The organism is Paenibacillus sp. QJM3NY_38 (genome assembly GCF_056173265.1).
The window spans coordinates 5,381,288-5,404,537 of the sequence record NZ_CM149665.1 but is presented as its reverse complement, the minus strand read 5'-3'; the positions used below and the strand labels follow the sequence as shown (position 1 = coordinate 5,404,537).

The 23,250-nt window shown below is 52.2% G+C and carries 17 protein-coding genes and 1 other annotated feature; of the genes, 15 read left to right on the top strand and 2 right to left on the bottom strand.

What is annotated here, in order from left to right:
* Positions 1–3: 3 nt before the first annotated feature.
* The 11 genes from AC0VZ8_RS24910 to AC0VZ8_RS24860 all read left to right on the top strand — a co-directional run bounded on the left by AC0VZ8_RS24910 (position 4) and on the right by AC0VZ8_RS24860 (position 14,388).
* Entirely contained in the window at positions 4–975 is a 972-nt protein-coding gene (locus AC0VZ8_RS24910) for an ABC transporter permease (protein ID WP_475484761.1), read from the top strand.
* A 15-nt stretch (positions 976–990) separates the two neighbouring features.
* On the top strand, positions 991–1,926 hold the full coding sequence (locus AC0VZ8_RS24905; RefSeq protein WP_475484760.1) for a carbohydrate ABC transporter permease: 936 nt from the start codon (positions 991–993) through the stop codon (positions 1,924–1,926).
* Between the two features lie 49 nt (positions 1,927–1,975).
* Positions 1,976–3,754, top strand: coding sequence for a glycoside hydrolase family 2 protein (locus AC0VZ8_RS24900; RefSeq protein ID WP_475484759.1), 1,779 nt, complete (start codon positions 1,976–1,978; stop codon positions 3,752–3,754).
* An 11-nt stretch (positions 3,755–3,765) separates the two neighbouring features.
* Complete coding sequence (locus tag AC0VZ8_RS24895; protein ID WP_071223307.1) at positions 3,766–4,770, top strand: aldose 1-epimerase; 1,005 nt, start codon at positions 3,766–3,768, stop codon at positions 4,768–4,770.
* A 67-nt stretch (positions 4,771–4,837) separates the two neighbouring features.
* Positions 4,838–6,580 carry a glycoside hydrolase family 2 protein gene (locus AC0VZ8_RS24890; protein WP_475484758.1) on the top strand — a complete coding sequence of 581 codons (1,743 nt, stop codon included), beginning with the start codon at positions 4,838–4,840 and terminating at the stop codon, positions 6,578–6,580.
* An 89-nt stretch (positions 6,581–6,669) separates the two neighbouring features.
* Positions 6,670–8,067: a family 43 glycosylhydrolase gene (locus AC0VZ8_RS24885; protein WP_475484757.1), complete on the top strand. Its 1,398-nt coding sequence runs from the start codon at positions 6,670–6,672 to the stop codon at positions 8,065–8,067.
* Between the two features lie 242 nt (positions 8,068–8,309).
* The gene (locus AC0VZ8_RS24880) at positions 8,310–9,257 is read left to right on the top strand and encodes an ArsR/SmtB family transcription factor (RefSeq protein WP_071223304.1); all 948 of its coding nucleotides are present in this window, start codon (positions 8,310–8,312) and stop codon (positions 9,255–9,257) included.
* Positions 9,258–9,553: 296 nt separating this feature from the next.
* Positions 9,554–10,585, top strand: coding sequence for a tetracycline efflux ABC transporter Tet(58) subunit A (gene tetA(58), locus AC0VZ8_RS24875; protein WP_475484756.1), 1,032 nt, complete (start codon positions 9,554–9,556; stop codon positions 10,583–10,585).
* A complete protein-coding gene (tetB(58), locus tag AC0VZ8_RS24870; RefSeq protein ID WP_475484755.1) occupies positions 10,582–11,397 on the top strand; it encodes a tetracycline efflux ABC transporter Tet(58) subunit B in 816 nt (271 codons plus the stop codon). The genes tetA(58) and tetB(58) overlap by 4 nt, the downstream gene beginning before the upstream one ends.
* Before the next feature lie 118 nt (positions 11,398–11,515).
* Positions 11,516–11,746 (top strand) — a binding site (T-box leader).
* Between the two features lie 90 nt (positions 11,747–11,836).
* The gene (gene tyrS / locus AC0VZ8_RS24865; protein WP_100538678.1) at positions 11,837–13,096 is read left to right on the top strand and encodes a tyrosine--tRNA ligase; all 1,260 of its coding nucleotides are present in this window, start codon (positions 11,837–11,839) and stop codon (positions 13,094–13,096) included.
* Between the two features lie 206 nt (positions 13,097–13,302).
* Positions 13,303–14,388 (top strand): NAD(P)H-dependent flavin oxidoreductase, encoded by a 1,086-nt coding sequence (locus AC0VZ8_RS24860; RefSeq protein WP_475487756.1) that lies wholly within the window; start codon positions 13,303–13,305, stop codon positions 14,386–14,388.
* A gap of 104 nt (positions 14,389–14,492) precedes the next feature.
* Here AC0VZ8_RS24860 and AC0VZ8_RS24855 read toward each other — a convergent pair whose 3' ends face one another.
* Together AC0VZ8_RS24855 and AC0VZ8_RS24850 are read right to left on the bottom strand one after the other, a co-directional pair.
* Positions 14,493–15,563 (bottom strand): hypothetical protein, encoded by a 1,071-nt coding sequence (locus tag AC0VZ8_RS24855; RefSeq protein ID WP_475484754.1) that lies wholly within the window; start codon positions 15,561–15,563, stop codon positions 14,493–14,495.
* Between the two features lie 162 nt (positions 15,564–15,725).
* Positions 15,726–16,598 (bottom strand): helix-turn-helix transcriptional regulator, encoded by an 873-nt coding sequence (locus AC0VZ8_RS24850; protein ID WP_475484753.1) that lies wholly within the window; start codon positions 16,596–16,598, stop codon positions 15,726–15,728.
* A 211-nt stretch (positions 16,599–16,809) separates the two neighbouring features.
* Between AC0VZ8_RS24850 and AC0VZ8_RS24845 the strand changes: the two genes are divergently transcribed.
* The 4 genes from AC0VZ8_RS24845 to AC0VZ8_RS24830 all read left to right on the top strand — a co-directional run bounded on the left by AC0VZ8_RS24845 (position 16,810) and on the right by AC0VZ8_RS24830 (position 22,730).
* The gene (locus AC0VZ8_RS24845; protein WP_475487755.1) at positions 16,810–19,683 is read left to right on the top strand and encodes a winged helix-turn-helix domain-containing protein; all 2,874 of its coding nucleotides are present in this window, start codon (positions 16,810–16,812) and stop codon (positions 19,681–19,683) included.
* A gap of 165 nt (positions 19,684–19,848) precedes the next feature.
* On the top strand, positions 19,849–20,772 hold the full coding sequence (locus AC0VZ8_RS24840; RefSeq protein WP_475484752.1) for an NAD(P)-dependent alcohol dehydrogenase: 924 nt from the start codon (positions 19,849–19,851) through the stop codon (positions 20,770–20,772).
* 297 nt (positions 20,773–21,069) lie between these two features.
* Entirely contained in the window at positions 21,070–22,038 is a 969-nt protein-coding gene (locus tag AC0VZ8_RS24835) for a helix-turn-helix transcriptional regulator (protein ID WP_475484751.1), read from the top strand.
* 80 nt (positions 22,039–22,118) lie between these two features.
* Positions 22,119–22,730, top strand: a complete 612-nt coding sequence (locus AC0VZ8_RS24830) for an SRPBCC family protein (RefSeq protein ID WP_475484750.1) — start codon at positions 22,119–22,121, stop codon at positions 22,728–22,730.
* Positions 22,731–23,250: the final 520 nt, after the last annotated feature.

The window sequence follows — 23,250 nt, the reverse complement described above, 5'->3', positions numbered from 1 at the left end:
TTCATGGAGATATTACAGAAAAACAAGGAACTAGGCCATGTTCGGACGCCCTCGGAGCCCAAGAATACCAAACGGTTGATTCAAAAAGATCTCAGAAAGAATTGGTTCGTTTATCTGATGGCCCTTCCCGTCGTGGCGTGGTTCTTGATCTTCTGCTACGGGCCGATGTGGGGCGTCATGATCGCATTCAAGGATTTCAAGCCTTTGCTGGGCTTTGCGGACAGTGATTGGGTGGGCTTCAAGCATTTCATCGATTTTTTCTCCGGACCCTATTTTTGGAGAGTCGTCAAGAATACGCTCCTGCTGAATGTGTGGGGCATCGTCTTTGGATTTACGGCACCGATCATCCTGGCCTTGCTGCTGAATGAAGTTCGTTCTTCCAAGTTTAAGCGGACCGTTCAAACCATTACGTATATGCCGCATTTTATTTCACTGGTGGTTGTATGCGGGATCATTCACATCTTTACGGCCAATGAAGGGGTCGTTACGCAGCTGCTTTCGTTTATAACGGGCAAAGACTACTCGTCCCTTCTCGGGTACTCGGATTTGTTCCGCCCGATTTATACCTTTTCCGGAATCTGGCAGAGCATCGGATGGGACAGCATCATTTACCTGGCTGCGATGAGCTCCATCGATCCTTCATTATATGAAGCGGCCGATATCGACGGGGTCGGCAGGGTGAAGAAAATGTGGTACATTACGCTGCCTCAGATCAGTCCGGTCATCATCATCCTGTTTATCTTTGCGATCGGCGGATTGATGGCTTCCGGCTACGAGAAAATTATCCTGCTCTACAATCCTTTGATCTATGATACGGCGGATGTCATAGCCTCCTATGTTTACCGAAGGGGCTTGAGGGAAGCAAGCCTGAGTTATTCCACAGCCGTCGGATTAATAAGCTCCATCGTGAACTTCGGGCTGTTATGGATGACAAATACCATCGTGAAGCGCAGATCTGAATCCAGCTTATGGTAAGAGAGAGGGAAGGTTATGGAGGATATCAAGCAATTCAAAGTGAAACGAAGAAGGAAGCATAAAAGCATAGGGGACCGCGTGTTCGACTTTACGAACTACACGGTTTTGACGGCATTGACCTTGGTGTGTTTTTATCCCATATTGCATATCTTGTTTGCCTCCGTCAGCGATCCCAGCGCCTTGATGGCACATAAAGGGGTGTTGTTAAAGCCGCTGGGATTCACGCTCGACGGTTACAAGCTGGTGTTTAAAGACAACAGCCTGCTGAAGGGGTACATGAATACGATCATTTATGTTGGATTGGGCACCTTGGTCAATATGGTCATGACGATACTGGGGGCATACGTGCTCTCCAGACGGGACTTGTATTTCAAGAATTTTATCATGGTTCTGATTACGATCACGATGTTCTTTGGCGGAGGGCTGATACCCTGGTTCCTGTTAATGAAGGACATCGGCTTGTACAACAATCTGTGGGCGATGATTCTGCCGACCGCTTTAAGCACTTGGAACATCATCATTCTAAGAACCGGCTTCCAATCGATTCCGAGAGAGCTGGAAGAAGCGGCATTGATTGACGGCGCAAGCCAGGCCAACATTCTGATCACGGTGATCCTGCCGCTGTCGAAAGCCACGCTGGCCGTTATCTTCCTGTATTATCTGGTCGGGAATTGGAACTCCTGGTTTAACGCGATGGTCCTGCTGAAGGACAGGGAATTGTTCCCGTTACAGCTGTTAATGAAGGAAATCCTGGTTGCCAATGATTCGACGGCCACCACGATCGGCAGCGCGGGCGGAGTCGTAATTAACAGCGCCCAGAGTTCGACCGCGTTCCGGGAGCTGGTTAAATATTGCGCGATCGTGGTTTCGACGGTGCCTATATTAATGGTGTATCCGTTCCTGCAAAAGTATTTCGTGAAAGGCGTTTATGTGGGTTCGATTAAAGGCTAGATCTTCAACTGTATAGATAGAGATTGAATCATTAGGAGTGAGTTGCATCTTGACGACAGAAGTTAGCAAGACACAAACGATTCGCAATGAATATCCGAGACCCCAGTTTCAGCGCAAAGAGTGGTTAACCCTCAATGGCGAATGGGATTTCAGTTTTGATGATGAAGCCATCGGCGAGGATGCAGGGTGGCATCGGGTGGAAGCGAAGGCTACCTTCACGCGGAAAATCAACGTGCCCTTTACGTTCCAAAGCAAGCTGAGCGGCATCGGTGACCCTTCCTTTCATGATGTGGTATGGTACCGCAGAACGTTCGACGTGCCGCAGGACTGGAACGGGAAGCGGATTGTGCTTCATTTCGGAGCCGTGGATTATTTGGCCAAAGTGTGGGTAAACGGGCATTTAGTGGCGATGCATGAAGGCGGGCATACGCCGTTCCAGGCGGACATTACGGCCGCGCTCGGGGAAGGAAGCAACACGATCGTGCTGCGGGCGGAGGATTTCAGCCGCGACGTCACCCTGCCGCGAGGCAAACAATACTGGCTTGAGCATTCGGCAAGCATTTTCTATACCCGTACGACCGGCATCTGGCAGAGCGTGTGGCTGGAGCCGGTATCCCCGGTGCATCTGAGCAAAATAAGGATGACACCCGACATTGACCGGAACGAAATTCGCATTCGGACCCTCCTTGAGGGTTACAAGTCGATGGAGAATCTCAAGCTGCAGATCACCGTATCGTATAAGGGTGAACGGGTTGCCGAAGATCAATATGCAATCCGAGACGGGGAGCAGCTGCGCACCATAGGTTTGAGTGATTTTACGGATCATGGTCTGGGACGTCTGTGGAGCCCTGAGCATCCGAACCTGTATACCATCGAATTCCGCCTTGTTCAGGATGAGAACGTCGTCGATCAAGTATCCAGCTATTTCGGGATGCGGAAGGTATCGATCGAGAACGGCAAGCTATGCCTGAATAACCGTCCGTATTTTCAAAGGCTCGTGCTGGATCAAGGGTATTTCCCTGAGGGAATCCTAACGGCGCCGTCGGACGAGGCTTTGAAGCGCGATGTGGAGCTGGCGAAGGAAATGGGATTCAACGGCGTGAGAAAGCACCAGAAGACGGAGGACCCCAGGTTTCTGTACTGGTGCGACAAGCTCGGCCTGCTGTTATGGAGCGAGGCGGCCAACGCATATGAATATTCCGAGTCGTATGTTCGCCGCTTCACAGCGGAATGGCAGGAGATCATCGAACGGGACTATAACCATCCTTGCATCATAACCTGGGTTCCGCTCAATGAGAGCTGGGGAGTTCCGAATGTTCAGCTGGATAAGCGTCAGCAGCAGCATGGGCTTGCGATGTATCATTTAACGAAGTCTTTGGACGATAGCAGGCCGGTTGTTTATAACGATGGATGGGAGCATATGACCACGGACTTGGTCACCATTCACGACTATGAGAGCCGCCAGGAAGTGCTGGAAGAACGGTATGCATCAGCCGCGTCGGCGGTGGAAGCCATGCCGGCCAACCGGAGGATATTCGTTGGCGGTGCTTCCTATGAAGGCCAACCCATTCTGGTGTCGGAGTTTGGCGGCATTGCCTTCAAGAAGAGCGATTGGGAAGGCTGGGGATATTCCGGAGCCGAGAACGAGGAGGACTTCCTGATCCGGCTTAAGGCCGTAGTGGATCCAATGTTCTCTTCCCCGGTGATCCAGGGATACTGCTACACGCAGCTGACGGATGTCGAGCAGGAGATCAACGGCTTGCTGACGTATGACCGCAAGCCCAAGGCGCCGCTTGAAACCATACGCAGCATCATGACAGGGCAATAGGAGGTGGAGAAATGGACGGGACGAATGCTTATGAAGGAGTATACCATAACGAGAAAGCAGTTTATTTAAGAGCCGGGAGTTATGAGGCTATCATGCTTCCGGATATCGGCGGGAATTTGATATCGTTCCGGGATCTCGATAAGGGCTGCCGGTTTCTGCATGAACCGACACTTGACGAAATGCCGGCGTTCAAAGCAAGGCCGATGATTCATGGCATTCCGGTGTTGTTTCCCCCGAACCGGTATCAAGATGGCCGGTTCCGTTGGAACGGCAAAGTCCATCAGCTGCCGGTGAATGAAGAGGCAACCGGTCATCATCTGCATGGATTTCTGTACAATATTCCATGGGAGGTCGATGAATACGGGCATTCCGGGCAGGAGGCTTATGTGACCGTGTCTGTCCGCGTGGATGAACGGCATCCGGTATTCCGGAACTTCCCGTTCCGTTTCCATATTCAGCTTCGGTACGGCTTAAGCCGGCAGGGGTTATCCCAGCGGGTAACGATCACCAATACAGGCCAAGAAGCCATGCCGTGTCTGCTGGCGTTTCATACGTCCGTTAATGCGCCATTTACCGAGGGAGGCGACGCCCGGGATTACCGTTTAAAGCTGACCGTCGGGAAGCGATGGGAGCTGGATGGTCGAATGCTGCCCACCGGCTCCCACCAGGAGCTGTCGGCGAACGAGCAAGCCATGCAAGGAGCAGGTGTTTATCCTTTCTTTGAAAGGATGGACAATCATTATACCGCCGAGCCCCAAAACGGAAGAAACCGGATGGAGCTTACCGATGGGGCGAAGAAACTGAGGCTGGTCTATGACGTAGGCACCTCCTATAAGCAATGGATGATCTGGAACAACGAAGCGACCGAGGGTTTCTTTTGCCCTGAGCCGCAGATCAATCTGGTCAATGCACCCAATATGGACTTGGAAGCTGAAGAGATCGGATGTTTCAGCCTTGAACCGAATGAAATCTGGGAAGAGACCAGCAGGCTGTATGTGAAGGAAAGCCAAGGCTAAAAGCCGCAGGTGACAGTCGGCAGAAAGATAAATGCCGACAAATTAAACATATAAGAAGGAGTTAAACATGACTGAATTAACACTGCCGCGTCCGGAGTACCCCCGTCCGCAATGGGTAAGACCCGACTGGATCAATCTGAACGGTTCTTGGCAATTCGAAATCGATCATGGGAAAAGCGGGAAGGAGCGCGGATTCCATGAGCCGGGACATGATCTGTCCGGAACGATCACCGTTCCTTTCTGCCCCGAAAGCAAGCTGTCCGGTGTTGAATATAAGGATTTCATGGCAGCCGTATGGTATAAGCGGGATTTTACCGTGCCTGAAGCATGGGAAGGCAGCATCCTGCTTCACTTCGGGGCTGTGGATTACGAGGCGGAAGTATGGGTTAACGGTGTATCCGTAGGATCGCATCGCGGGGGATATACGCCCTTTAGCTTGGATATCACCTCGCATGTGATACCGGGCAAGAACGTAATTACCGTCTGTGCGGAGGATGACGTCCGTTCCGGACGCCAGCCGCGCGGGAAACAAAGCGGACGCTTCCACTCGCATGGCTGCGATTATACCCGTACGACGGGGATTTGGCAGACGGTATGGCTGGAGCAAGTGCCGCAGGTCTATATGTCCGACATGAAGCTGGTGGGTGACCCGGATAATGGCTGTGCCCACCTCGAGATTAAGATCAACGGGAACGCAGCAGGTCATAAACTGACCGCATCCGCCCTGTATGAAGGGAAAGCGGTAGGGAATGCGAGTGCCGTCGTATCCGGGCCGTACGTCAAACTTACCATTCCATTATCGGAGGTTCACTTGTGGGAGGTGGGTCAGGCCAGGCTGTACGATCTGGAATTATCCCTGCAAGGACAGGATCAGGTGTGCGACACCGTCCAATCCTATTTTGGGCTCCGAACCGTCATGCTGGACGGAATGGCCTTCCGCATCAACGGCAAATCCGTATTTCAACGACTTGTGCTGGATCAAGGCTTCTATCCGGATGGGGTCTACACCGCGCCAAGCGATGAGGATCTCCGCAAAGATATCGAAATTTCGATGGGACTCGGCTTTAACGGCGCAAGGCTTCACGAGAAGATGTTCGAACCGCGCTTTCTGTATTGGGCTGACCGGTTAGGGTATCTGGTATGGGGAGAGCATGCGAATTGGGGGCTTGACATTACCACGGCGGAGGGGTTGTCCCATTTTCTGCCGGAATGGCTCGAAGGGATGGAGCGCGATTTCAATCATCCGGCCCTCATCGGCTGGTGTCCTTTCAACGAGACGTGGGACCGGGACGGCTCCAAGCAAAATAACGACGTACTGCGCATTGTATACGAGGTTACGAAGAAAATGGACCCGACGCGTCCTGTGATTGATACGAGCGGCAACTTCCATGTCGTGACGGATATTTTCGATATCCATGATTACGACCAGAACCCGGAGACGTTCAAGCAGCGATATGAGCCGATGAAGAACGGTGGAGAGGTGTACAATAGCTTCCCGAATCGGCAGAAGTATGAAGGCCAGCCTTACTTCATCAGCGAATATGGCGGCATATGGTGGAATCCGGACCAAAAAGACGAGAAGTCTTGGGGTTACGGCGACAGGCCGACATCCGAAGAGGCGTTTCTAACGCGTTATGCGGGCTTAACGAATGCGCTGCTGGATCATCCGATGATGTTCGGTTTTTGTTATACCCAGCTGTACGACGTGGAGCAGGAAGTGAACGGATTGTATACCTATGACAGACGTCCAAAATTCGATCCCGACGTGATTCGCCGCATCAATTCCCGTAAGGCCGCGATTGAAGACTGAGCCGTTATCATGACCGTTATCGAAGTAGGCGGTGTTTCATTTCTGCATGGTGTATGATTGCATATTATCCGAAAGGAACGTGACGAAGGATGAAGGTGAATTACCGGAATAAATTATTGCTCACGATATGCGCATTCCTTATTCTTCCTATGGGTCAGGCGACACATGCGGCTACGCTTCAAAATAACTTCTACAACGTGGTCATGCAGGAGGGCGCGGATCCATGGGTATATAAACACACCGACGGCTTTTACTACTTCACAAAAACGACCGGCGGAAATGTGACCATATGGAAGTCCGCACAGCTTACGACCATTGATGCAGCTCCGACGAGGGTCGTGGAAACGGGCTGCTGCAGCATCTGGGCTCCGGAATTGCATTACATCAATGGCGCCTGGTATATCTACTATGCCAAGGATGACGGGGATAACGTCAACCACCGCATGTATGTCATGGAGAACACGTCGGCGGACCCGACGCAGGGAACCTGGCAGTACAAAGGTCAGATTACGGACCCGACGAACAAATGGGCCATTGACGGCACGGTGCTGCAAACAGGCGGTCAGCTGTATTTTATATGGTCCGGCTGGGAAGGCGACACCAATGTCCGGCAGAATTTGTATATCGCCCGCATGAGCAATCCCTGGACGATCGATTCGAATCGCGTTGAAATCGCAAGGCCAACCCACAGCTGGGAAACGAACCATTCCCCGCACGTAAACGAAGGGCCTCAGGTGATTGTGCGAAACGGTCTCATCAATCTGGTATACTCGGCAAGCGGGAGCTGGACGAACGACTATTGCCTGGGCCTCATCACGGCCAGCGCAACCAGCGATCTGCTGAATCCGGCATCATGGAGCAAACGCAGCCAGCCTATATTCAAGTCCGGTAACGGTTTGTACGGACCGGGTCATCATTCGTTCACCAAGTCGCCCGACGGTACGGAGGACTGGATACTCTATCATGTCGCCAAATACAATAATGCCGGGTGGAACCGCGAGGTTCGAATGCAGAAATTCACGTGGCATGCCGACAACACGCCAAATCTCGGCGTCCCGGTGAATCCGAATGCCCCGATAACATTGCCTTCCGGCGAAGCAGCGCATATCCGTTACGAAGGTGAGGAAGGGACATTCGGCGGTATCGCCTATGCATCTCAGAGCCCTAACGGCTCGGGAGGCATGAAGGCCGGGCATATCGATACGCCGGAGAGTTATGTGGAATTCACGGTTCATGCCGCGTCGGCAGGCGAATACATTCTGCTCGCCCGCACGGCGAACGGGACAGCCGGGGGGAATTGGTCCCATCTCATGCTCAGCGTAAATGCCGGTACGGCGAGCAAGTTCCATATCACGAATAAAGGATGGGAGAACTGGGGACTGTCCACGGCGCGGATTCAGTTGAAGGCCGGCGTGAACACGATACGTTTTTCAAAAGGTGAGGGATACGGAGAAATCGACTTTATTGACATCAAGCCTGCGAATTAGGACACAGCCGATGGCATAGTGGGCCGATAAATAAAGAGTTGTTAGCTTGATCATGGATGGCTTCCGGTTCTCCCGGAGGCCATTTCTGGCTATGAAAGTCATGGTTTGCTATGTCCGGCTATATGATGCCGTATGGCAAGAGGCAGTAAAATGGCTGGTGTAAGCCTTTCCAGTGTGATTGTTTTTCATTTCATTAAGAAGTAAAATTATTGTAATGAATATGTTTAAAGGAGAGCAGATTTGTGCTGGAACTTGGTTTTAACGACCCGGAAAGATTGGTCACGGTAGCCCATGCCTTGTCAACACGTTCTCGGGTTGATATTCTAAGGCTCTTGAATTCCAAGAACTTGAATATCATTGAAATCGCCGAGAAGCTCAAACTCCCCGTTTCGACGGTAGCGAGCAATATCAAAGTGTTGGAAGCGGCTGAGTTAATTAATACGGAATTGCTTCCGGCGTCACGTGGGGCCATGAAGGTCTGCAGCCGGAATTATGATGATATTCATATTGCGTTGAATTTGAGGAATTCGGTACCCAAAGGAGTAACGCATGTCTATGAAGTAGAGATGCCGATTGGCCATTACAGCGATTGCGAAGTATCGCCGACATGCGGAATGGCGAATGCCGACGGATATATCATAAAGGAAGACGAGCCGGCGAGCTTTTACCATCCCAAGCATGTTAATGCCCAGATCATCTGGCTGCGCAAGGGATATTTGGAATATTTGATGCCGATGGATATTCCGGCCGGAGCCCGCATCGAATCGCTTGAATTGTCCATGGAGATGTGTTCCGAGGCGCCCAATTATGATCATAACTGGCCTTCGAATATTTCCGTGTGGGTCAATGGCGTTGAAATCGGTATGTGGACAAGCCCCGGGGATTTCGGAGATCGGCGCGGCAAGCTGAACCCGAATTGGTGGTATGATTGGGCAACGCAGTACGGGTTTCTCAAGACTTGGCGGGTCGATCATGAGAAGACGACGCTGGATATGGAGAAAGTGTCGGGTGTTACATTGGCTGAGCTGAATCTTTCCGAGAGTCCCAAATTGCGGCTGCGTATCGGCATTAAGCCCGATGCCGTCAATCAAGGAGGGCTGAATCTGTTCGGTCGCCAGTTTGGAGATCACGAACAGAATATCATCATGCAGTTGAAATATACGATGGATCAGGATGGGGAAGACCTTTAATCACGCTTGTATAAGTGGCCGAAGGCTTAGCTGTTGACGAAGAAGATGCGAGTCAGCGGCAGATTGTTGGCGGAGAGGTTTCCCGTTTAGATAAAGAATAAAGTGGCAGTGCAGAAGGTGTTTCTGTGCTGTCGCTTTTTTTTGTTTACCGTCAGAAGCATTCGGAGTAACACGCGAATTCTTATCGAATGGGGATCATTTTCATAAAGAGCCCATTCTTTTCCCGGTTTACATTCCGTTTAAATAGGGGTGCTACGATTCAATCATCATCCATTAGCGAAGAGGAGGAAATCATAATGGAGCATGCATACAAAAAGAAATTAGAACCAAAACCTGGCGACTTGGCCGTTGAGGCTTACGGACTGGTCAAAACATTCGGCGATAACCGCGCCGTGGATGGCGTGGATCTGAGCGTGCGTACCGGAACAATCTACGGTGTGCTTGGCCCGAATGGGGCAGGCAAGACAACCACCATCCGGATGCTGGCGACCTTGCTAAGACCGGATGCGGGTTCGGCCCGAATCTTCGGACATGACGTGCAGGCGGAATCGCAGATTGTCCGTCAGTTGATCGGGGTAACCGGCCAATACGCGTCGGTGGACGAATCGCTCAGCGCTACGGAGAATCTGATTATATTCTCCCGTTTGCTTGGTTTGGGGCGTAAGGAGGCAAGGCGCAAGGCGGAAGAGCTGCTCGAGGAATTCGGTTTGTCGGAAGCCGCGAAGCGGCCGCTAAAAAATTTCTCCGGCGGCATGCGGAGAAGGCTGGATCTGGCGGCAAGCCTGATTGCCCAGCCGCCGCTCATCTTCCTGGATGAGCCGACGACGGGGCTGGATCCAAGGACGCGTTCCCAGATGTGGGATACGATCCGCCGATTGGTGAATACCGGTTCAACGGTATTGCTGACCACGCAGTATCTCGAGGAGGCGGACCAGCTGGCAGACCGCATCGCCGTTATCGATTACGGCCGGGTTGTGGCCGAGGGTACGGCCGATGAATTGAAGATGTCGGTAGGCACTTCCTCGCTGCATTTGACTGTCGAGGATTCGGTTGACATGGATCGCGCCCGCCATACCGTGGAACAAGTGTTAGGCGTCCATGCCAATGTATCGCCGGAAGCCGGAAAGATCACGGCGCCGATGGCTAATGCGGGTCTTGTTACAGACCTGTTGATTGAGCTGCGAACGGCAGGAATCGGCTTGTCCGAGATGAGCGTGCAGAAGCCGACCCTGGATGAGGTATTCCTGACGATCACAGGCCACGGCGTGAAGGAAGACGCTGCCCAAGAGTCTTATGAATCCAATGATCGGGAGGTGGCACGGGTATGAGCAGCACCATGATTCAGCCTGGGACGGAACGTCAGCTTAAGAACCGCACGAGTTTGGGTCAGACGATTCGAAATTCGTTGACGATGGCCTACCGCGGGCTGCTGAAGCTCCGGCGCACGCCCGAGCAGTTGTTTGACGTCACGTTCCAGCCCATTATTTTTACGCTGATGTTCACCTATATTTTTGGGGGCGCCATCTCCGGTGACGTGGCGAGTTATTTGCCCGTCATCATTCCCGGCATCCTCGTCCAGACCGTCATTACGACCTCCGTCGTCACAGGCGTTCAGCTGCGCGAGGATATGGATAAAGGCGTATTCGACCGATTCAAATCGCTGCCGATTGCGCGCATCGCACCGCTGGCTGGTGCCCTGCTGGCAGACACGATTCGGTATACCATTGCGACAGTGCTTACCTTTACGATGGGATATATTATGGGGTACCGGCCCGAGGACGGCTTGGGTTATGTTGCGCTTGCGGGGTTGGTCGTCATTTTGTGCTCATGGGCCATTAGCTGGATCTTTGCTTTTTGCGGCGTGATTGCAAGATCCGCCTCCGGCGTGCAGGGGATATCGATGATCGTGCTGTTTCCGCTCACGTTTCTCTCCAACGCGTTCGTGCCGGTGGATACGATGCCGGGCTGGCTGCAGTGGTTCGTCAATATGAATCCGATCTCGCATCTTGTGACTGCCGTTCGGGATCTCACCAACGCTGGCACCGTGGGCTGGGATCTCACGATATCCTTGGTTGGCGCCGCGGTTATCGTGGCCATCTTTGCTCCCATTACGGTTCGTGCTTACATGCGCCGCACTTGATACCAAGGGGGCTCGCCTAATGGCGTTTACCCATGCTGCCGGGGAAAGTAGAACTTCCGTCCGAAACGCAGGTTGACATTGATTTATGAATTCACTATACTGTCTGTAATCTTATAAGCGACATACGTTGAAAGAGCCCAGTAGCAGCTTGGTCCCTGTTCTAGAAAGCCGGGGGATGATGGAACCCGGTACACACCAAGGCGGCGAATTACACTCTGGAGTATCTCGGGTAATGCCGAGCGGAAACGACGAACGATATCTCGTCTAATGAGCGGCATGAATGACGCGCGGCAGCGTGCAGATCATTCGTGCAATCAGGGTGGTAACACGGTTAACAATCGTCCCTATGTCTATACAGACAAGGGGCGATTTTTTGTTTTTCAACGAGTTGGACGTTTCGTTATAAGGAAATTACTGAACTAAAAGGAGTGTTAACACTGTGAATATTATCGACGAACTGGAATGGCGCGATGCGATCAACCAACAGACGGATGCCGAAGGCCTCCGGGAGCTTACGAATGAAAAATCCATCTCGCTGTACTGCGGCGTGGACCCAACGGGCGACAGCATGCATATCGGTCACCTGATTCCCTTCATCATGCTCAAACGCTTCCAGCTTGCCGGCCATCGTCCGGTCATTCTGATCGGGGGCGCGACAGGCACCATCGGGGATCCAAGCGGGCGTCAAACCGAGCGTTCCCTGCAGACGCTGGAGCAGGTTCAGGCTAACGTTGACGCGCTGACCGGACAAATGAAAAAGCTCTTCGTAACCGAGGGTGACAATCAAATCCGCATGGTTAACAACTACGACTGGACGCATAAAATCAACATTATCGAATTCCTGCGCGATTACGGCAAGAACTTCAGCATTAACTCGATGCTGGCGAAGGATGTGGTTGCGAGCCGGCTTGACAGCGGGATTTCGTTTACGGAATTCTCATACCAAATCCTGCAGTCGGTCGACTACCTGCATCTGTACCAGCATGAGGACGTGCAGCTGCAAATCGGCGGATCGGACCAATGGGGCAACATTACAAGCGGCCTGGATCTGATCCGGAAGAAGGAAGGACCCGAAGCAAAAGCATTCGGCCTGACCATACCGCTCATGCTGAAGGCCGACGGCACGAAATTCGGCAAAACGGCCGGCGGCGCGATTTGGCTCGACCCGAACAAAACAACACCGTTCGAGTTCTACCAGTTCTGGGCGAACACCGACGACCGCGACGTTGTGAAATACCTGAAGTACTTCACCTTCTTGACCAAAGAGCAAATTGACGAATTGGCCGAAAAGGTGCAGAGCGAGCCGCATAAACGCGAAGCGCAAAAAATGCTGGCTGAAGAAATGACGAGATTTGTGCACGGCGAAGAGATGCTGGAGCAGGCCAAGCGCATTACGGCGGCTTTGTTCAGCGGCGATATTAAATCCCTTACGGCCGATGAGATCGAGCAGGGATTTAAGGAGATGCCGACATTTGAAGCTACGCCGGAAACGAAGAATATCGTGGACTGGCTCGTGGATCTGGGCATCGAGCCTTCCAAGCGGCAAGCTCGTGAGGATATTACCAAAGGCGCCATCTCGATGAACGGCGAGCGTATCAGCGACGTCGGTCACGAGGTGACAGCCGACCAAGCGATCGGCGGCCGCTTTATCATCATTCGCAAAGGCAAGAAAAACTACAGCTTGGTGAAAATGTCCTAGAAGACGGTATAACCATCGGGGGAACGGTCTCCCCGGACGAAAATACCCATAAAAAGCCGCTAAACACGTTTCATGTGCTTAGCGGCTTTCATATTACCAGGTTATCCAGAATCTTTTGGTTGGCCTATTGGCGTTTTTCTTTTATTTGAAAGTTTCTCTCATTTAATAGGATAATATCTGTAGTGTTAAAGGAGGTAGATGATATCATAAACATTCAACTGCAGACCGAGCTGTGCGAGCTGTTCCAAATCCGTTATCCGCTCTTGCAGGCAGGGATGGCCGGGGGACCGACAACAGTAGAACTGGTCGCCGCCGTATCCAACGCAGGCGGACTCGGCACGTTGGGTGCAGCTTATATGGAGCCGGCTGCCATTCGCGACAGCATTCAGGAAATCCGCAAGCGGACGGATCAGCCTTTTGCCGTCAACCTTTTTGTGCCCGGTGCCCGGGATCGTCATGAGCGAATCGGAGAGGTTCAACAGGAGTTAAACCGGATGCGGGATGATCTTGGCATTCCCCATGCGGGCAAGGACCGCGTAGCAACCCCGGATTGGTTCGAGCAGCAATTCGCGGTTCTGATCGAAGAAAAGGTGCCTGTCATCAGTACGGCATTCGGGATTCTGGATGAGCCTCATATGCAGCAAGCAAAAGCGGCTAGGCTTCGGGTTGTTGCGATGGCTACCACAGTCCGCGAAGCCATGCTGGCTGAGCAGGCAGGGTGTAATGCCGTCGTTGCCCAAGGCAGCGAAGCGGGCGGACACCGTGGAACGTTTGATATTTCGGAGCACCCGATGGGGGCCCAGATCGGAACGTTTGCCTTGGTACCGCAAATCGTGGATCACGTCAAGATCCCCGTTATTGCCGCCGGAGGCGTGATGGATGGACGGGGACTCGCAGCTTCGCTTGTTCTTGGAGCCCAAGGCGTTCAGATGGGGACGCGATTCCTGACCGCGGTCGAATCGGGTGCGCATGAGGTTTACAAGCAAGCGCTGCTTCAGAGTACGGAAGAGAGCACGGTGATCACCAAAGCGTTCTCGGGACGGCCTGCAAGGGGAATCCGCAATGCATTCATCCGGCAATGGGACGAGAGCGGCATAGAGCCGCTGCCTTTTCCTACGCAGAATACGGTGACCCGCGACATCCGAAATGTGGCTAATCGACAAGATAATCCGGAGTATATGTCATTGTGGGCGGGGCAAGGCACCAGAGGCCTTACTTCGGGACAAACGGCAGCGGATATTGTGGCCGAGACGATCCGGGAAGCGTTGTTGATCTGCCCATTTTCTTCGTAAATCCGATCATTGGAGATGAGAGAGGATTATGTTATTCGCTTAGGAAAACATGAAGCAGCAGGCCACCTGAAGAAAACCCATAAGGTGGCCTGCATATCTTTGTGCTAGAAGCTGTAAGTATCTCCGCCTTCGCCGCTCCACGTCATCTCCACGAAGGAGGACGGATTGGAAGAAGTCGCTGTTTTGGAGCCGGAAGCGTAGAGTCCTCCGGCAACACCGGTCATGGTATAGTCGGTATACAATTTGTTCGAAGTATAGTTCGTGTAAATCATCCCTCCCGAAATATTCGATGCGGTTACGTTCTTAAGCTCCAGATTGCTTCCGTAGGACACCCCGTCCGAGGCCGTGGTTTTGCTTGTTCTGAACGCTTGGCCCGTGGCCGCATTGTTTTTGACGGTGGTGTTGATGATCTGTACGTCATTGGCCCGCATGAATATTCCGTTGTTGCCCACGGTCGACTCTGGCACCGTGTTCTGAAAGTCAACCGTGCTGCCGATCACTTTGATATGATGCGTCCCCTCTTTAAAATCAAAGCCGTCGTTTTTGGTCTGTATGGCGCTGCAATTCAGGAACGTAATATATCCGCTTCGATCCGGATTCGGCAGTGTGGTCCAGTTCTGATCGGCATCCCCCACATAGAAGCCCTCGCCGAACTTCCCGCCTTGCCCCGCGCTATGGGCGGTACTGTTCGAGACAAGCCAGTACTGGCTGTTTTTCCGAATCTTGAACGCTTCTGCCGTCGTATTTTTGACCGTTACATTGGTAACGTAGCCGTGAGAGGCTTCAATTAGCAGGCCTTTGTTTGATTTGGAGTTGGAGTTGATCGTCACATTCTCCAGCTTATAATAGCTGTTCTTGATATGGAAAGCCGCATTGCCTGCCGATGCGGTGAAATGAAAGGTGGCTCCGCTGCCCGTGCCGCGAATCGTAATGTAATTGCCTGACGATCCGTTCCGGGAGGTTGCAATGGTTCCATCCGACACCGAGTAGGTCCCGGATACTTCAATGATGTCACCGGGATTCGCGCTGGCTAGGTAGCTCCGCAGCGTCGCGACGTCACCGGCCGGGACCGTTTTGGTTGCCGCCATTACAATATGACCAGGGTAGAATGCAAATACAAGCATGAAGCAAAATAAGGATACGATGCCAAACTTCATGGATGGCTTGATCATCATGAAACCTCCTCGCTATTTTGGACACGATTCCCGTACTGTCGCATGAATTGCCTTACAAATCTTCTGTGCGAAACACATCACCTCACTTAACAAGGATCAGAATCATTGTTTAAGCGCTCTAATTATAATCCAATCCCCATACCACATTGCTGCTTGAAAATATCATATTTTCGTCTGCATTCGATACTGAAGAGGCGTCAAACCGTACTTTTTTTTGAACATGGCGATAAAATACGAGGGGTAGTTGAATCCGGTCTGTTTACTGACGTCTTCGATTGTTAGAGACGGCAAGCCAAGAAGCGTTCTGGCTTCTTCCAAGCGCTTGTTGTTCGTATATTCGATGATGGTCATGCCCATCTGCTCTTTGAACAGCTTGGACAAATAACTGGGAGAGAAATGAAGCTCCGCAGCCATTTCGTTAATCGTGAAGGATAGATGATAGTGCTTGCCGATCCACCTTACCATGGCGCCGACAGGCTCGATCGAAGCAGCGGGAGCAGGATACTTGAAACCCCCGCTACGATCCGGCGGGTAAATATGGCTATTGAAGTAGGTGAAGAAATGAAATAAAAACAAGGCAACTACTTCCTTCTGAGCCTTGGGCGGAACGCTGGCCAGCATTTCATGCAATTGCAGAAACTGATTTTCTAAATATATGGAATCCTTGGACGACAGATGAAACACCTGATTGGACCACGGATGATCCAGCAATTGTGAAACCGCGGTTGTCAGCTGCGGGAGTGCGGTGAGGAAACGCTCGATGACGGAGGCTTTGATTTTCAGCAGGCTGCGAATGTAATTCGGCGGTACGATGACTTTAATATGGTGAATTTGAAAAGGTTTAATCAACACCAAAGTGCCGGGCTTCAGCGAGTACGTTTGATTATCGACGATATATCTTCCGGCGCCTTCGTGAATGTACAGAATCTCCAACCCTTCATGATAATGAAAATATTCCACCGGCTCGGTATGTACGCTTCGATAGTTGAACAGATACAGATTGTCACGCCAGGGAATTGAATGGTGAATTTTCATCTGAAACCTCCTTTTGCATGATTGATGGGTTCAATTACAGGGCTTCCAGCATTTCGGATACATCGTATGCCACACCCTGCAAATCATGCTTCTGTGTTTGACTGCAGCAAGCGAATATCGCGGACAAGAGGGAAAACCGGTTGGCTGTCGAACACTTTATCATAATATATATGTTGAAAAATGCTGCAATGACGGCATAACGGGGGTTATGATGTCCACGCCTATTTTGTCTACAAAATTGTATATACCTTCTCCCCGATCGAGGGCTGTTCTTCGCCTCCGCCTAATCGAGCGTTTGAACGAGGGGCTGCGTCTGCAGCGCAAGCTCACTATGATTTCCGCCTCTGCAGGCTGCGGTAAAACTACGCTGCTCAGCCAATGGATCAAAGACTCCCCGCTGCCCGTCGCCTGGCTGTCTTTGGAGGAGAAGGATCGTGAGCCAGCAAGATTCCTGGCTTATCTTGTGGCCGCCCTGCAAACCGTCGGGGTTGAAATCGGAGAGGGCATTATGAGCAAACTCCAAGCGCCGTCCCCTCTTCCTCTGCCGCTCGAAGGTATCGTCACGGCCATCCTTAACCACATAGCGGCCCTGCCGAATCGGTTCATTCTGGTTCTTGACGATTACCACGTGTTGGATTCCAAAGCGATAGACAGCGCTCTTGATTTTCTCATCGAGCACATGCCGCCGCAGATGCATGTAGTTATCGCCAGCCGCCAGGATCTCGCTCTGCCCTTGGCCCGGCTGCGTGTCCGGGACCAGTTGACGGAAGTGCGGACATCAGACTTGCGCTTCACATCCGATGAAGCCTCTGAATTTCTGCGCCGCTCCATGGGACTGGATTTGTCAGCGGAGGATGCAGCGCTCCTCGAATCGCGCACGGAGGGCTGGATTGCCGGCCTGCAATTAGCGGCGCTGTCTTTGCAGGGCCATCATGACGCTGCCACCTTTATCCGATCCTTCGGCGGCAAGCACCGTGACGTACTGGACTACCTGGTTGAAGAAGCACTGCAGCAGCAGCCCGAGGATATTCAGGATTTTTTGCTAAACACCTCCATTCTTGAGCAGTTGTGTGGTCCATTGTGTGACTACGTTCTTCGGAGCGAAGTTCGTGATTCTCGGCTGAGCGCCATCTCCGGGCAAGAAACCTTGGAGTACCTGGAGCGCGTCAACCTGTTCATTGTTCCGCTGGACAAGGAGAGGCGCTGGTACCGATATCACCATCTGTTCTCGGATGCGCTTCGGCAGCGTCTGACCCGAACGGGTGCTTCTGCGGTTGGCGGTGAGAGGGACGTGTCCGAATTGCATCGTCGTGCCAGCGAATGGCATGAACGTCAAGATCTTCTGCTGGAAGCTTTCCAGCATGCGATTGCCGCTTCGGATGTGGATCGCGCCGCACGCCTTATTGAAGGGAAGGGGACACCTTTGATCTTCCGTGGAGCAATAGGCCCTGTGCTCCATTGGCTGGATTCCTTGCCTAAGGAGGAGATGGATGCAAGGCCCGCGCTACATGTCATGCATGCTTCTGCGATGTTAATGGTCGGTCAAATGACCGGTATCGAACCTAAACTTCAAGCCGCCGAAACCTATCTGCAAGCTGCGGAGGACGATTATACCCGGGATCTTATAGGGCATATCGCCTCCATACGTGCCACGCTTGCTGTCAGTCAACATCAGACGGAAACCATCATGGCGGAATCGCGCCGGGCCTTGGAATTTTTGAGTCCGCATAATCTGCCCGTGCGCACAGCGACGATATGGACGCTGGGGTATGCCTACCAGCTGCAGGGGGAGCGTGCCGCGGCTGGCAAGGCGTATCAGGAAGCCGTGATCATCAGTCAGAAGATTGGGCACATCACGATCAACATGATGGCGACGCTCGGACTCGGAATGATTCAGGAAGCGGAGAATCAGTTATATGTTGCGGCCGAGACGTATCGGCGTGTTCTGGATTTGGCGGGCGATCCTCCACTGCCGGCAGCATGCGAAGCACATCTGGGCCTAGCCCGAATATGCAGCGAGTGGAATGATCTGGATGCCGCGGAACAGCATGGGCAGCAGGCCCTCCACTTGGCCGGGCAGTTCGAGCATATCGACAGGGGCGTGGCCTGCGAGGTGTTGCTCGCAAGGCTGAAGCTTACACGGGGAGCGATGAGCGAAGCGGCTGCCATGTTAGCCAAGGCGGATCACTTCGCTCGTCAGCATCATTTCACGCATCAGCTGCCCCATATTGCCGAGGCACAGGTGCTTGCCCTGCTGCGGCAAGGGGATGTCAGTTCAGCGTTGCAGCTTGCCCAGAGGTTTGAGCTCAAGTTAAGCCTAGCCAGAGCGCTGCTGTCACAGGGGGATACGGCGAAGGCGCTGGTCATCCTCGAACAACTGCGGACGGATATGGAGGTTAAGGAATGGGTGAACGAACAGCTTAAGGTGATGGTACTGCAGGCTTTGGCCCTTCACGCCCATGGGGAGAAACGGAGAGCGGCCCAGGTTATTGCGGATGTGCTGGAGATGGGCGAGCCGGGCGGCTTCATCCGGATGTTTATCGATGAAGGGGAGCCGATGCGGGAATTGATCAACGCAGCAGCTTTGAGCAAACCGAGGCAGAAGATAGATAAGCAGAAACACTGGCCATTAAGCGAAGCTGTAAGCAAATCGAAGCAGAAGCTGTTAAGTGAAGCTGTAAACAAATCGAAGCAGAAGCTGTTAAGGGAAGCTGTAGACAAACCCAAGCAGCTGTCCTTAAGAGGAGCTGTAGACAAGCCGGAGCAGAAGCTGTTATGGCCCATCCATGACTATCTGGAGCGACTGCTGCATGCATTTGAGGCTGAAGGACTGGAACGTGGAGTCACATCCGTATTCGTTCCTGGGTTTGTTCAGCCTGCGGATTCTCTGATTGAGCCGCTAAGCCGGCGGGAAATGGAGGTTCTGCGTCTCATTGCCGAAGGGCTATCGAATCGTCAGATTAGCGAGAGGCTTTTTGTTACGCTCAGCACCGTGAAAGGGCATAACCGGATGATTTTCGATAAACTCCAGGCCACGCGCCGTACCGAAGCTGTAGCGCGAGCGCGAGAGCTGGGTTTACTATAAGGTGACAATCGTAGCATAAATATTCATCCATAGCGATCTCCCTTCCAATACCGCAATCCATGAGAGAACCATACTGCTGTCCATAAGAAAACCATACTTAAGTATCTATGTCCCGGTACCTGACGGCAGATATACTGATTGCAAATGCCAGTTTGGAGGAAACCCATGAAAGCAATGGTATGCACCGCTTATGGAGCACCGGATGTTTTACAGCTGCAAGAGGTAGAGAAGCCGATCCCAAAGGATCGCGAAATTCGGATCAAAATTTATGCAACCACCGTCAATTCGGGGGATTGCCGCGTGCGGGGATTTCGCAGTCCTCTTTTGTACAGGATTCCCATGCGGCTGGTGCTGGGTCTGAGAAAGCCAAGACAACCGATACTCGGGGTAGAGCTGGCGGGGGAAGTCGAAGCGATTGGCAGGGATGTTACGCAATTCAAGGCAGGCGATCAGGTCTTGGCATTCAGGGGAATGCGATTCGGTACGTATGCCCAATATATCTGCATGCGTGAAGATGCGTTATTGCTGTTAAAGCCCGATCATGTGACTTATGACGATGCCGCCGCCGTATCTTTCGGAGGAACGACGGCCCTGCATTTTCTTAGAAAAGGGAATATCCGGCAGGGACACAAGGTTCTGATTTACGGAGCGTCCGGTGCGGTTGGGACGTTAGCCGTACAGCTTGCTAAGCAACATTATGGAGCAGAGGTAACCGGCGTTTGCAGTGCCGTGAATATGGGGCTGGTGAGGTCGCTCGGAGCCGATCGGGTCCTTGATTATACAAAAGAGGACATTACGACGACCGGAGATCGATACGACATCATTCTGGACGCGGTCGGTAAACTGCCAAAATCCAAATGCAAGCATTTGCTCACCCCGGGCGGGAGCTATGTAACCGTTGAAGGGCAGGGGGTAGCCAAGGTGCTGATGGAGGATCTGAGATTGCTAGCGGAGCTGCTGGGAACGGGAAAGATCAAGCCGGTTATCGACAGAAGGTATGCATTGGAGCAAATGGCCGAGGCGCACCGGTACGTGGATGAAGGACGCAAGAGGGGCAGCGTTGTCATCACGGTGGACCATGATCATTGAGGAAAAGTCATCATTCACCGTAGGGCATGATTATGACAGCTGATGAAGCAAGGAATCATTCAAGGATATAGACAGACATTCAAGCATGCCACGGACCACTCACCGTCGGTAGCAGTGCCACACGATGTAATCATTGACTAGCCGATCCTTCAGAGGGTCGGCTTTTCTCTTCGGAACGTGGAGGATCGGTGATTACCATCCGGATTAAGCAGGAAGAAATCTCTAAACCTTCTACTAGGAAGTGATATATAATGTGATGACATATAAGAATTCCAAGGGAAGGGCTGCTGCATAACGATGTCTAAAGCCGATAATATGCTGGCGATGATATGGCTTCTGAAATCGCGAAGAAGAATGACCGCTAAACAACTATCGGAGGAGCTGGGTGTACATATCCGGACGGTTTACCGGTGCATTGACGCGCTTTGTATGTCCGGCGTGCCTGTCGTATCCGAGATTGGGCGCGATGGAGGCTACTCCATTCCGGAGCATATCAAGCTGGAGCCGCTGTTTTTTGAGGCCGATGAGCAAAAGGCGCTTCTTCATGCCGCCGCATTCGCACGGGAAGCGGGTTATCCATCCGAAGAGCCGCTTAATCGAGCCGTTTCCAAAATAAAACGATATACGAATCCGGAACAGCTGGAGCGTTTGGAGCGCCACGAAAGCAGTATTGAGGCCATCCATCCTCCTACAGCTTCTTCGCTTACCAGGATACTGCATGAGATCGAGGCGGGGATCGACCGGCAATCCAGCCTCGAGATCGACTACGCCACAGGCTATGACGGTATAACACAACCACGTATCCTGGATCCTTACGGACTCGTCCATTGGAAAAGCAAATGGTACGCGGTGGGCCATTGCCATCTGCGCGGTGAAATTCGCTGCTTCCGCGTCGACCGTATGCGCGATATCCGGCATACCGACAACGCGTTTGACCGTCCGGCGTCGTTTTCCCCGCGGGAATACGTATTGGACAGCTTGTTATCGGGGCAAGGTTCCGAATCCAATCCTCATTTGGTTTCCGTACATATCCAAGGCCTCCCTCAAGCTTTGGACGATTTATGCGCGCATTGGCTGCTCAGTCAAGCCCTCGTCGAACGTACGGCGGAGCATGCGGTGTTCAGGCTGGATGAGCATATGTTATACACGCAAGTTGCCTACTACCTATTGTCATTTGGCGGGAAGATTCGAATCATCGGGCCAGAGGAACTGAAATCAGGCATGATCGACATTGCGGAGTCCCTCTTGAAATATTATCAATCCTGAAGATAAACACTGACCTTCTTTGTCAGTGTTTGTATTATATAATGAACTCCAACAGATAGCGTCAGGGAGGAGAGAGCTCGATGGCAGGCACGATTTTTAAACAAGAAGTGATGAAAGCAACCGAACGTTCGTGGGAGGAATGGATTGTGGCCCTTGGGCAGGAAGTGGGCCCGCTCTGGTCACATGAGCAGATCCGAAACCATATCGTTGAGCAGCATCAGGTATCCGGGGAATGGGGCGAGTGGATCGCCGTCATGTATGAGCAGGTCATGGGGCGGGTGCCCGTCGGCTTATCCAAAGATGCCGGGGTGCAGATCGGGGTCAGAAAGACGATGGCCGCGACAAAAGAGAGGGTTTGGGATTTCCTCATGTCTTCCGAGGGACTGTCATTATGGATCGGGGATGTTCCTTCTCTGGAGCTGCAGGTCGGGCATGAGTATGAATCGAAGGAAGGCGTGTCCGGCAAAATTACGGTGGTCGTACCCTACCATAAGCTGCGCTTGACTTGGAAACGCAAGGAGTGGGACAACCCGTCCCGGCTGCAAATCTATGTGTTGTCCACGAAGACTGGAAAAACAACCATCGCGATTCACCAGGAGATGCTCGATGATGTTTATATGAGAGAGATCATGAGGCGTTATTGGGATGAGATGCTGACGACGCTGCAAAACCGGGTGATGGTGCCGAACTGAACGGATTCTGTTATATGGGACTTAGGGTTTATCAACTGGATTGAATTGACTACTCCAACGTTATGAGGACAGAGGTTCGCTATTACGTCTCGTAGGGTGGGTTTAGGGTAATATGAGGACAGAGATTCCGCTATTACGTCTCGAAGGGTGGGTTTAGGGTAATATGAGGACAGAGGTTCCGCTATTACGTCTGGACGGGTGGGTTTAGGGTAATATGAGGACAGAGGTTCCGCTATTACGTCTGGACGGGTGGGTTTAGGGTAATATGAGGACAGAGGTTCCGCTATTACGTCTGAATGGGTAGATTTTGGACAATATGAGGACACCAGATCCGCTATTGCATAGAGAATGGCGATAATTTGTGGTTTTTTAAGTAAATAGCGGATTCTGAGTCCGGAAGAACGGGAAAAGTGGCTGTTTTTTTCGGAATAACGGATCTGGTGTCCACTAGTTTGTTTATTCGTCTCTTGGATATCTGCATGACTGATGCATGTACCCGTCAGGTACTGTGTTACAAGTT